General features: G+C 69.5%; 8 protein-coding genes, 1 pseudogene and 2 CRISPR repeat arrays. Of the genes and pseudogenes, 5 read left to right on the plus strand and 4 right to left on the minus strand.

Annotated features, from left to right (window positions below; all coding sequences use genetic code 11):
• Positions 1–204: 204 nt before the first annotated feature.
• Both ACIODU_RS01435 and ACIODU_RS01440 read right to left on the minus strand, forming a co-directional pair.
• Positions 205–636 (minus strand): Shedu anti-phage system protein SduA domain-containing protein, encoded by a 432-nt coding sequence (locus tag ACIODU_RS01435; RefSeq protein ID WP_401762592.1) that lies wholly within the window; start codon positions 634–636, stop codon positions 205–207.
• Positions 569–1,396, minus strand: coding sequence for a hypothetical protein (locus ACIODU_RS01440; RefSeq protein ID WP_401762595.1), 828 nt, complete (start codon positions 1,394–1,396; stop codon positions 569–571). The genes ACIODU_RS01435 and ACIODU_RS01440 overlap by 68 nt, the downstream gene beginning before the upstream one ends.
• A 180-nt stretch (positions 1,397–1,576) precedes the next feature.
• On the opposite strand from ACIODU_RS01440, the gene ACIODU_RS01445 reads away from it, so the two are divergent.
• Together ACIODU_RS01445 and ACIODU_RS01450 are read left to right on the plus strand one after the other, a co-directional pair.
• Positions 1,577–1,846 (plus strand): prevent-host-death protein, encoded by a 270-nt coding sequence (locus tag ACIODU_RS01445; RefSeq protein ID WP_356418590.1) that lies wholly within the window; start codon positions 1,577–1,579, stop codon positions 1,844–1,846.
• Positions 1,836–2,294: a type II toxin-antitoxin system VapC family toxin gene (locus tag ACIODU_RS01450; protein ID WP_401762598.1), complete on the plus strand. Its 459-nt coding sequence runs from the start codon at positions 1,836–1,838 to the stop codon at positions 2,292–2,294. The genes ACIODU_RS01445 and ACIODU_RS01450 overlap by 11 nt, the downstream gene beginning before the upstream one ends.
• 495 nt (positions 2,295–2,789) lie before the next feature.
• Here ACIODU_RS01450 and ACIODU_RS01455 read toward each other — a convergent pair whose 3' ends face one another.
• The gene (locus tag ACIODU_RS01455; RefSeq protein WP_401762601.1) at positions 2,790–3,272 is read right to left on the minus strand and encodes a hypothetical protein; all 483 of its coding nucleotides are present in this window, start codon (positions 3,270–3,272) and stop codon (positions 2,790–2,792) included.
• A gap of 574 nt (positions 3,273–3,846) precedes the next feature.
• Positions 3,847–4,899: a CRISPR direct-repeat array (repeat unit 29 nt; unit sequence GGGTCCATCCCCGCGGGTGCGGGGAGCAG).
• A 958-nt stretch (positions 4,900–5,857) separates the two neighbouring features.
• On the opposite strand from ACIODU_RS01455, the gene ACIODU_RS01460 reads away from it, so the two are divergent.
• The 3 genes and pseudogenes from ACIODU_RS01460 to cutA all read left to right on the plus strand — a co-directional run bounded on the left by ACIODU_RS01460 (position 5,858) and on the right by cutA (position 9,733).
• The gene (locus tag ACIODU_RS01460; RefSeq protein ID WP_401762603.1) at positions 5,858–7,876 is read left to right on the plus strand and encodes a fibronectin type III domain-containing protein; all 2,019 of its coding nucleotides are present in this window, start codon (positions 5,858–5,860) and stop codon (positions 7,874–7,876) included.
• Positions 7,877–8,744: 868 nt separating this feature from the next.
• Positions 8,745–9,335, plus strand: a complete 591-nt coding sequence (locus ACIODU_RS01465) for a DinB family protein (RefSeq protein WP_401762606.1) — start codon at positions 8,745–8,747, stop codon at positions 9,333–9,335.
• Positions 9,336–9,409: 74 nt separating this feature from the next.
• Positions 9,410–9,733: pseudogene (gene cutA, locus ACIODU_RS01470) on the plus strand (divalent-cation tolerance protein CutA).
• A 261-nt stretch (positions 9,734–9,994) separates the two neighbouring features.
• Positions 9,995–10,571: a CRISPR direct-repeat array (repeat unit 29 nt; unit sequence GGGTCCATCCCTGCGGGCGCGGGGAGCAG).
• Positions 10,572–11,073: 502 nt separating this feature from the next.
• Here cutA and ACIODU_RS01475 read toward each other — a convergent pair.
• Entirely contained in the window at positions 11,074–11,295 is a 222-nt protein-coding gene (locus ACIODU_RS01475; RefSeq protein WP_401762608.1) for a hypothetical protein, read from the minus strand.
• Positions 11,296–11,332: the final 37 nt, after the last annotated feature.

An 11,332-nucleotide genomic window follows, 5' to 3' on the forward strand; every position in this document is an offset into this window, starting at 1 on the left:
GCCGCGGCGACACACGAGTCCCGCCCGACCAGCGAAGGAACCACGAAAGCACCCGTGATTCCCAAGCTCAGAGCGCGAGTTCGATTCTCGTCACCCGCTCCGGCGCACAGCCCCAGGTCAACAACCTGTGGCTCCGCAGGCCGCGCGTGGCTATCTTGATATAGAACCGACCGCCCAAGTGGCGGGCAGGTCCGCGGGTGGCGGCTACTCCTGAGGCGTGTTGCCCGGGGAACGTTCGGCGTTGTCGACCAACTCCTTGTAGGTAAGCACCTCGACGCGATGGACGTGTGAATTGAGGGTGCGAAGTGCCTCGTTGATCGATTCCTCCGGTACGGAGGGCTGGACCGAGGGGTGTCCGACAAGGACCATCGCGCCGGCCCGGCGGGTCTCGATCCCGAGCTCCTCGCGGAGCCGGTGGCGGTTCTCGTCCAAGCCCACCAGGTAGTTCACCGCCTGGCCGACGGCGTTGTGCACCTGAGCCGTGGGAACCCACGATCCGCGGTATTTCTTCACCAGTGGGCCGGCCAGGCTCGCGGCGCGCTTCAGTTCGACCACATGCAGCGCTCCGTCACCACGAATCAGAGGGATGTCGACTTCGTCGCCCGGCACAAGCCTGCGGTGGGCGGCCTCCCCCACGAACCGCCCGCCGAAGATCCAGTGCTGCCCTTCCAGGGCTCGCTGTAGCGAGCCAGCGTTCGGAAGCCGTGGCGTCCTCCACAACTGTACGCAAGGCCTCCAGGCCCGCCGCTCGCCGCTGCAACTCCGCCGCTCTCAGGACCATCTGCCCCTCTGTGTCGGCGGCAAGAAGGGCGACGGCGGCGGGTGAGGTGGCGATTCGGCGGGCGGCCTCTGCCGGCTCCTCGATGTCCACCCGTTCACGCAGGACCCGTTCCAGCCACACCCCCAGCTCCGCCCGGCCACGGAGAACGCGGTACCGCCCCGGGCGGTCCTCAGGAGCGTCGAGAAACCGCGCGTCCTCCGAGAGCGAGCCGAGGTGTGCGATCAGGTCGTCCACTCCGGCTCGGGGGTGTTCATCCACGTACTCGCGGCTCGCCCTCGCGGCGAAACCGAACGAGTTCCACAGCGTCTTCGCGGCGAACTCCCGCAGGTTCTCATTGCGCGCGCCCTCCTGAAACAGGCGATACCGCTCGTCGAAGTCAGGCTGGAGAATCCGCCCCTCGGCGTAGTCCAGAGGGTCCTGGAGCAGCCGGACGACGTGCCACTCTCCGACATCCGCCGCGCGCTGACGAGTCGCTTCCAATATCTGGACGAGGGCCTTCCCACCTCTGCGATGGCCTCCACTTCCACTGCTCATATGTGCGCGCGCCGAGACGAGGGCAGCCTTCACGTCCGGATGAACTGCCGCCTCCAGCACACACTCCAGCTGCAAATCCAAAGAGGGATCTGATCTGACACCCGTGTGACGAGTTTGGCCGAAGGGTCCGACAGCCCGGGCCCACCGTGCACGACGCCATATCTGTCGGGCGCCGGGGACGCCGATCGACCGTTTCCGGCCCGCGCTCGCCCACACGTGAGCGTCGTAGCACATGGTGCTACAGAGTGCTACCCTGGATCCATGTCAGCCCAGCCTGAAATCACCCAACGTGACCTGCGGAGCCGTTCCAAAGAGATCATGGACGCCGTCCAGGGCGGGCAGTCCTTCACCGTCACTCGCGACGGGCACCAGATCGGCGAGCTGATCCCCTTGCGCAGGCGTCGGCGGTTCGTCCCGCGTTCGGAGTTCGCCGCCATGTCCCGTACCGCGTCGGATGTCTCCCTGGAGGCGTTCCGGTCCGATCAGGACGCGACGGCCGAGCAGGGGACGGACGACCCCTATGCCCGCTGAATACGCTCAGGGCCTGCTCGACACCAACATCGTGATCCTGCGCAAGTGGGTCGATCCCCAGGAACTCCCTGCCGAGATGGCGATCAGCGCCATCACGCTGGCCGAACTCTCCGCGGGGCCGCACGAGGTACGCAGGAACGAAGAACAGGGGGATTACGACGAGCACACGGAACGGGGTCGCCGCCTCGACATCCTGCAACGCGCCGAGAGCGAGTTCGACCCCATCCCTTTCGACGCCGAAGCCGCCCGCATCTACGGGAGAGTATGTGCGGCCGTGATCGGCGCCGGCCGCAAACCCCGCCGCCGGATCGCGGATCTCATGATCGCCGCCATTGCAATCGCCGAAGAACTACCGCTCTTCACCACCAACCCGGACGACTACAAGGGCCTCGACGGACTGCTGACCGTCGTACCCGTCACCCGGCCCACCGTCCTGCACGACCGGTAGGGCTTGCTCGCCGTGCCACTTCCGCCAGCCTCCACCTGGCATCCGTATGCGCAGCCGCAGGCCAGCCGGCTTTCTTGCCCGACCTGGGAAGCCACATCCGGGCCGCAGATCCTCGCCCGCCCGCGCAAGTGGTCGAGGCAGCCGGAACTGCCTGACCCGCCCCAGCCGCTCCGCAACCGTGTACGGCCCGCCAGAGCGCGGGTGTTGTCAGGTCTGCGGGTCGCCCCCGTAACCCGCAAGCGCCTCGCCCGGCCGGCCAGGCTCACACCTCGGCTTTCAACAGAGCTTTCGCCGCCGCCCGCTTCCGTCCCTCGGCGGCGAGACGACGGGCGTGTACGACACCGAGCAGGGCCCGTTCCCGGGGTGCGGCCGCCTCACAATGACGAAGGGGTGGCAGGTTCAAATCCGCACCCCGGCAGCTGAAGCAGCAGAGCTCAGGGCCGGCTTCCTTCACAGGAAACCGGCCCTGATGCGTTGTGCGCGTTGTGTGCCCTGTCAGCCGGGGAGCTTAGCCAACTGCGCCTCCAGCAGGGGGCGCGGAATCGTGTCCGTGATCACCATGATCGTGGTGAGGATGCGGTCGGTGCGGACGACGACGTAGGTCGCGGGACTGCTGACGTCGGAGGCGCTGGTGGTGAACCGGAAGCCGACGGATTCGTCCCCGAGATCCGGTGCCTGGGCCGGTTGGAGGTCGCGATAGATCACGGGAGCGCCGGGAACCTTGAAGGTGCCCGAGCACTCCGTGAGCGCCGTGCGGACATCGTCGAGCGCCGAGCGGGCGTCATCGCCCCGGTGGACGGTCACCCAGAGCGCCCCGACTACGGAGTGGTGCTCGCCAGGGCCTGAGAATTCGCGGACGGCCCGGGCGGTCGCGGAGCGCGGCGTGTCGGTCCAGGCCAGCTGTGCAATGGGGCGGCATTCGTCCTTGTCGGCCCGGTGCTCCCCCTCCGGGAGCGGGTCCTCTGTCGGCTTGGTCACCCGAAGGCCGGCGACAGTCCCCACCACGGTGAGCTTCTCAAGGGTGGCGTCGGACAGGGAGGGCCCGGCCGCGGGCCCGCCTGCCGGGCCGCCGTGCTCGGAGCTGCCGCAGGCAGTGAAGAACAGGGAGATCGAAAGGGCAGCCACGGCGGCGGTGGGGCGAAGGCGCATAAAAGGTGCTCGGTTCTCTGAACGTCGCCTCCAGGCAGAGGCAAGGCATAGGCGGACAGGCTGTGTTGAGCCTCCGGCCGCGGGGCGCCCAGATGTTCGACGGGCGTAGATATATGGCCAGAAGCCCCGAGGCGTCAAACGCCTTCGGTGGTACTTGGCTGCCCCCGACACCTCAAGGGCACTGGGTCTCTCGCACGTATGCCGTAGTGCCCAAGACGGTGCAGCACGCCCCGACCCGCATACGCGATGGGCAGGGTTTCCGCGTCGGTACGGAAGCGCCGTATCGCACACAATGTCCGCGATTCCCGCGCTCAGAGCGGGAGTTCGATGCTCGTCACCTGCTCCGCGGTGAGGTTCCGGAGGCACCTCACCGCTGGTGAGGAAGAGACATGGTGAAGCCCCGGATTCCATCCCTGCGGGCGCGGGGAGCAGTCGGCGGAGGACGGCCTCAGCGCGGCGAGCCGCGATCCACCCCGCGGGCGCGGTGAGCAGTCCTGGAGGCGCCGGTGCATCTGCGCCCCCGCGGGTCCATACCCGCGGGGGCGGGGAGCAGGGAAGCCGTGGCGCGCCAACTCGCGGGCGAGCGGGTCCATCCCAGCGGGCGCGGGGAGCAGAACAGCGGCCGGGCGGTCGCGAAGCGGGGGACGGGTCCATCCCCGCAGGCGCGGGGAGCAGAGCGGCACCAACATCCAGGAGATCTGGGACGCGGGTCCATCCCCGCGGGTGCGGGGAGCAGATGTCCTCGGTCCAGCGCCAAACGCCGGCCTCGGGTCCATCCCCGCGGGTGCGGGGAGCAGGTTCCGTCCGTCTCCAGGCGGATGCGGCCCGGGGGTCCATCCCCGCGGGTGCGGGGAGCAGCTCGGCGCCGACGGCATCCTGGTGGCCGACGCGGGTCCATCCCCGCGGGTGCGGGGAGCAGGCACTTCCGGGAGCAGTAGATGGCGTTGCCTCGGGTCCATCCCCGCGGGTGCGGAGAGCAGTGTGCCCGAGCGCCGGCAGCGTCGCCCGCCACGGGTCCATCCCCGCGGGTGCGGGGAGCAGCCAGCGGAAACACGCATGATCACCGGGAAGGGGGGTCCATCCCCGCGGGTGCGGGGAGCAGATCATCGGCGCTTCCCCTTGGGAGGTTCGGGAGGGTCCATCCCCGCGGGTGCGGGGAGCAGCCCGCCAAGGGCAGGGCCAGGCCCTCGACATCGGGTCCATCCCCGCGGGTGCGGGGAGCAGGCGGGCTGCCAGGAGTCGACTGCTGACGCCGTGGGTCCATCCCCGCGGGTGCGGGGAGCAGGCGGGTTTCTTGTGGGCGGGGGGTCCATCCCCGCGGGTGCGGGGAGCAGATATGACCTACGGTGGATTCGCTGATATTCAAGGGTCCATCCCCGCGGGTGCGGGGAGCAGCGAAGTACGCGTGGCTGTACGGCAACGAGACCGGGGCCATCCCCGCGGGCGCGGGGAGCAGTCTGCGTGACCTGCGGGTTTCCGGGCGAGCGGGGCAGCTTTGAACCTGCTGCGACGGGAGCGGAATATGGGACAAATTGGCCAGTTAGTTGTGCACGGATCTCCAGTGAACAGGTTACGGTCGCCCACAGACTGCCACCAGCCTTCCGCCCGAGAGCCTGGAAACGTCGCGCGGGCCGCGCCGGCCCGATGGACGATGTCGGACCCCGGCGCCCTCCCTCCACCGCATCACTTCCGCACCACACACAACGGCAGCCAGCGGTCAGCCCCGGCCAAGCAATGGACCGACGGCTTAGCCGACGCCGGACGCTGGCCCCTTCCGGCCAGCGGGGAATCGCAGAGGCGCCCGTGATTCCCGGGCTGAGAGCGCGAGTTCGGTGCTCGTTGCCCGCTCCATGCAAAAAGCCCTAGGCCAGCGGACCGGGGCTTCGTTATAGTATGGGGCGGTTCGGGGGTTCCGTACCTGATCGGCCTTCTTTTGGGTGGATCGGACGTGATCGTCTCGCCCGGTTGCGACTGCCTGCCGGCGCTCAAGGTCCCAGCGACGATGGGGGATCAGCGCTGCCTTCTCGAGGGCTGGCCAGTGGCGGGCGTCCTGTCCTTGAGCGTGGCACCTGATCGCGTGGCCAAGGTGTGCCGCGGGTGGCGGGGACCGTAGAAGCGGGAACCGTTCGGTGTGCCGGCCGCGGGGCGGGGCGGCGCCAGCCCCCGGCCCTAGAAGGAGTGCGCTCAAGCCGGTCGGTGTGCGCGTGGTTTGGGCGTGCGGCGAAGAGACAGACGGCGGTCGCGGAGAGCAACCAGTGGCTCCGCGGCCCCGCCCGGTCCGGGTGGAGGCGGCCGGGATCGGGGCCGGGCCCTGCGATCGGTGCGGAGGCGGCGGGCCGGGTGTACAACCAAATGAGGGTTTCGATGGTCACCTCCTGGTCCAACTGATCATCGTTGAAAGGAAGCCTCGCCCTGTGAGACCCCATCATCGGTTGAGCGGCGTCAGCGCGGCGGGCATCGTCTGTGTCGTCGCGGGCACGCTGCTCGGCGCCACGGCCAACCCGGCCGTCGCGGACGTGAGTTGTGCCTCCCCGGCCTGGAAGGCACAGTTCTACGCCAACACCGCTTTCAGTGGCACTCCCAAGTTGACCACCTGTGACACTGCCGTCAGCGAGAACTACGGCACCGGTGACCCGGCGGGAGTCACCCTGCCCCGGGACAACTTCGCCGTGCGCTGGAGCGTCGTCCGCGACTTCGGCTCGGGTGGTCCCTTCACGTTCTCGGCCGCGTCCCAGGACGGCATCCGCGTCTACCTCGACGGCGTACGCAAGATCGACCTGTGGCGGAACGTCTCCAGCACCCAGACCAAGAACGTCAATCTCACGGTCCCCGCCGGCAAGCACACCCTGCGCGTCGACTTCGTCGCCTGGACGGGGTCCGCGAACGTCAAGTTCTCGTACGCCCCCCGCAGCACCGCCGCGGTCGACAAGGTCCGGCCACTCGCCCCCACCGCGGTGACGGGCCGGCTCGACCACGCCACCGCCAAGGCCGTGGTGTCCTGGGCGCGCAACAAGGAGATGGACCTCGCCGGCTACCGCGTGTACCGGCGGGAGTCGGGCAAAACCGTCTGGAGCCACGTCGGTACGACCACCGGCGCCTCGCTCGCCAACCTGCCCCCGGAGGCCGGCCGTACCTACTACTACGAGGTCCGGGCGTACGACAAGGCCGGCAATACTTCCGCGGGCAGCGCGGACGTACCGGTCACCAGCGTCGCCGTGGCGCCCCCGGCCGGACTGGCCGCGCAGGGCCTGGACGCCGGCAACAAGCTGACCTGGAAGGCGGTGCCCGGAGCGGTGAAGTACTCCGTCGAGTGGCGTGCCACCGACGGCAGCGTCCGCTCTCTCGGCGTGACGACCACCACGGGTTACACCGATACCGCGGCGCCCCGGTCCGAGGAGCGGACGTACCTGGTGCGTTCCGTCGACGGCGCCGGCCGGTACTCCGGCTACGCCGGTGTGGAGGCCTCGCGCCCCGTCGCGGCGCCGCACGAGGTCACCGCCCGGGCCGACGCCCATCGGGTGGCACTGACCTGGAAGGTCAACTCGGCGACGGGCGGGGCCTATTACGGCTACCACGTCTACCGCTCCACGTCCCTGCCGGTGGACACCACCGGCGAGCCGGTGCGGTGCGACGCGCGGTCGACCACGCTCGCCGACGGGCGGAAGCAGTACAGCTGCACGGACACGACCACAGCCGCCGAGACCACCTACCACTACGTGGTGAAGGGTTACGACAACGGCCTCCGCGAGTCGGCCGCCTCCGGCACCGCGTCCGTCACCACGCTCGTCTCCGACCGCGACCTCACCCCGCCGGCCGCCGTCAGCGGGGTCACCGCCGAGGCGACCGAGTACGGCATTACGCTGGACTGGAACGCGAACACCGAGTCCGACCTCGCGCGGTACGTGGTCTACGTCGGGACGGTACTGCGCGGGGACGACGGCGAGACCGTGTGCAGCGGCGCGGAGTACGCCTACCTCAACACGTCCACGACGCACTACCTTTACTCGGCGAAGCCGAACGGCGGCGAGCACTGCTTCTGGATCGACGCCGTCGACACCAGCGGCAACTCGAACTACCGATGGACCAAGACGGCCGACGCCAGGATCGTCACCGCGCTGGACCTGACGCCGACCGTCCCCACTCCCCCGGGTTCGCCCCTGTCCCTGAACGCCCAGACGGGGGCGCAGGGCGCGGTGGAGCTGTCCTGGAACGCGGTCGAGGGGGCGACGGGGTACCGCGTATACCGCTGGGACCGGGCCGCGGGCCGGTACGAGCCGCTGACCGGCGCCGACGCGCAGGCGTCCACGTCGTACACGGACACCACAGCGGCCTCCGGGACGACCCACTACTACTGGGTGACGGCCGTCCTCGCCGACGGTACGGAGAGCGCGCCGGGCGCGGACTGGGTCCCGATGCCACCGACGGCGGGCTGACTGGCCGGGGTTTTACGGGCGGGGCGGGGTTCCTCACGGGCCGGACGGTGGCCTCCGGGGAGGGGTGGGGCCTCAGAGGCGGGGTGGGGCCGATACGAATTCCCCGGCGCCGACTGCTCGCGAGACGGTGGGGGCGCGTGGCCGGGAGCGGTGATCCGAAGGGCTCATCGGTGTGATCGATGAGCCCTTCGGCGTACGGTACGGGCCACCGGTCCGTGACCTGTGAGGGGGCCGGCTCAGCCGTCGTCTGCGGGGATCGCGTACGGCGCGATGGCTGTGACCGGCGTCCGCTAAGGGCATGCGTACCGGAAAGCGCCGCAACTCCCCGCACGGCGGCGGGGGATCCTCTGCCCCTGCCCCCGCCGCGCGCTGCCCGCAACGAGCCGCGACGACAGGGGAGTTGGCTACTGCTGACTTCGTCGGCGACGTCCTCATCTGGTGCCTCGCTGCGACACCGAGTTCCCGGCCGCATAGCGCGTTGCCGGGCGGTGGCTTGGAGGCGTGCCTGGACGCCGAGCTCTTCGTCGGCGATCTGGCACCTATCGCGCGGCTGCTCCAGGCCGCAGGCCGCTGCGGGCGCGCCATGAACTGGCACGTCAGAGGGGCGGAGACGTGCCTGGGAGCGTTCTGACCTAGCGAGGGAGAGGGTCTCCGTCTGTGGGTGGCGAGCGGGTTGCTTACCGGGAGAGCCTCGTCACCGGAGAACCTGAGCGCCCCGGCCTCGCCGTCGGCCTGATGCGTTCTGTGAAGCAGGGGGGAGAAGATCACGGAAATCGTGTCCCCTCCCTCATTTAGGTCAGAAGCTGCCCTCTATGACCTCTAGCGTCCTTCTTGCCCGGCGGAACACAACCCACGGAAGGCAGCGAGCATGAGCGAGAACGTGACTACCGACGACAGGTACGCGACTGACGACGAACTGGCCACCCCCGATCCGGCCGATGCGCCGCCTGCCACCGGCGAGCGCGCCGACCTGCTGGAGGCACTGGCCAAGCAACGGCGCTTCCTGCGTTTCACCACCCGTGATCTCACCGACGAGCAGGCCGGGCGCCGTACCACCGCGAGCCAGCTCTGCTTGGGCGGCTTGATCAAGCATGTGGCTGCGGTCGAGCGGGCCTGGGTGGAGTTCATCCTGGACGGCCCGTCGGCGATGGGCGACTTCACCAACATGACCAAGGCCGACGAAACCCGACGGGCCGACGAGTTCCGGTTGCTGGCCGGCGAAACGCTGGCCGGCGTGCTCGCCGACTACGCCGAGGTGGCCCGCCGTACCGACGAACTGGTTTTGACCCTGCCCGACTTGGACGCCGCGCAACCGCTTCCGAAGGCCCCGTGGTTCCAATCGGGCGCGCGGTGGTCGGCCCGGCAGGTGCTGTTGCACATCGTCGGCGAGACCGCCCAGCACGCCGGCCACGCCGACATCATCCGGGAGTCCCTGGACGGCGCCAAGACCATGGGTTAGTCAGCGGCCTGAGGGGGCTGCGACGGGGGCCGGGTACGTTCCCCAGGACGCCGTACGTACGGAGGAGACCAACTGTGCAGGAGTACCTGACCGTTCTGACGACGACCGACTCCGCCGAGAAGGCCCACGCTCTGGCCGCCGGCGCGGTGGAGGCCAGGGTGGCGGCGTGTGCGCAGATCGACGGGCCGATCACCAGCGTGTACCGCTGGGACGGCGCCGTACAGACCGACCAGGAATGGCGGGTGCTGTACAAGACAACCGCCGACCGGTACCCGGCCCTGGAAGCGCACATCTAGAACGTCCACGACTACGACACACCCGAGATCATCGCCACCCCGATCACGCACGGGAGCGACGCCTACCTGTCGTGGGTGAGCGCGGAGACCACCACGGAGTGAGCGAGGCGGCGAGGGCGACCGCGCCAGTCGGTGCTACTGAAGCACGACGTGGCGGCAAACGCTGACTTCCTGCCGAAGCTCGCCATCGGGCAGCCCCGCCGAGCGGACAGCAACGGGCGCGTAGCCGCAGGCCCAACAGGGGCGGGGGCCGAACGGAACGACGGCCCTTCCCGCGGGCGCGGGGGGTAGTGGGCTGAGGGGCTTCTACCGGAGCAGGCGCGGGGAGCAGATCGTGAACTTCGCCTCGAACTTGGCCGCCTCGGGTCCATCCCCGCGGGCGCGGGGAGAGGTCGACCGCAAATACACGATGCGGAACATGCAGGGTCCATCCCTGCGGGCGCGGGGAGCAGTGGTGGCCCCTGACCGAGCTCCCCGCCCTCGCGGGTCCATCCCTGCGGGCGCGGGGAGCAGCACGACCCAACCCTCGGGGCGCTCACCGACCTGGGTCCATCCCTGCGGGCGCGGGGAGCAGAAACAACAGGTCGACGAAGCCGTCCAGGCCGGGGGTCCATCCCCGCGGGCGCGGGGAGCAGTTGCGTTCCAACTCGATGTCAACTCGACTCGGGGGTCCATCCCCGCGGGCGCGGGGAGCAGAGGGACCGCTCCCTAAGCGGGTACTTCTCCGGGGGTCCATCCCCGCACACGCGGGGAGCAGAGCCCACCCCTGGTGTCGGTCCCGCCACTACAGGGTCCATCCCCGCACACGCGGGGAGCAGTGCTGGACGGTGCGGCCCCTGACAGCGTCCGCGGGTCCATCCCCGCACACGCGGGGAGCAGGAAGACGTGGAGTCCGTGGTTGGCGCCGCGTTTGGTCCATCCCCGCACACGCGGGGAGCAGGCTGCGTGGCCTGCGGGTTTTCTAGTGGGCGAGGCGGCTTTGAACCAGCTGTGACGGGAATCTGTCAGCTAGTTGTGCGCGGCTTTCCAGCGAACAGGTTACGGCCGCCCATGGACCGCCGTCAGCCTTCCGCCCGAGAGCATGGAAACGTCTTGCGGGCCGAGGCGGCCCGGTGGAAGGTGGCGGACCCCGACGGCCTCCCTCACTGCACCGCACAACGGCGTCCTGCGGTCGGGCGCAGTCAGGCGTGGCATTGACGGATCAGCCGCTGCCGGACACAAGTGTGGGGGAGCCACGCAGGCACCCCGGATTCTTGAGCTCTGAGCGCGAGTTCGATTCTCGTCAGCCGCGCCAGGTGTGTCGCACGAAGGCCCCAGGTCGCTGACCTGGGGCCTTCGTTGTCCGGAACCCTTACCCCGTTGGGGCTTGAGGGAGGCTGAGGATCGCCGGCGGGCTGATGGAACCGTCAGACCGGCTCGGCCGCGGAGAGGGCCCGGCCCGGTCAGGTCTGTCGTTTGAGTTCTCGTACGGTCGCGGGTAGGGCGAGGCACAGGGCGAAGGAGGTCGCGAATCCGCCTCCGCCCGCCAGGACGGCATCCGTGGTGCCCACGCCTGACCGGAGTACCAGCACGGTCACGGCGAGGCCGACCACCAGGGAGCAGGTGACGTACAGCGCCAGCCACAGTTGCCACGTATAACCGGAATGGGCTGTCGATTTGGGCATGGACTCGATCCTTTCGAGGAGCACGGGCGAGGTAGGG

The sequence above is a fragment of the Streptomyces sp. NPDC088261 genome (genome assembly GCF_044740805.1).
GTDB lineage: Bacteria > Actinomycetota > Actinomycetes > Streptomycetales > Streptomycetaceae > Streptomyces.

Bases quoted from the DNA above. Each gene is read 5' to 3' on its own strand.
- ACIODU_RS01450 (WP_401762598.1), top strand. From the start codon at position 1,836: ATGCCCGCTGAATACGCTCAGGGCCTGCTCGACACCAACATCGTGATC.
- ACIODU_RS01475 (WP_401762608.1), bottom strand. From the start codon at position 11,295: ATGCCCAAATCGACAGCCCATTCCGGTTATACGTGGCAACTGTGGCTG.
- ACIODU_RS01465 (WP_401762606.1), top strand. From the start codon at position 8,745: ATGAGCGAGAACGTGACTACCGACGACAGGTACGCGACTGACGACGAA.
- ACIODU_RS01445 (WP_356418590.1), top strand. From the start codon at position 1,577: ATGTCAGCCCAGCCTGAAATCACCCAACGTGACCTGCGGAGCCGTTCC.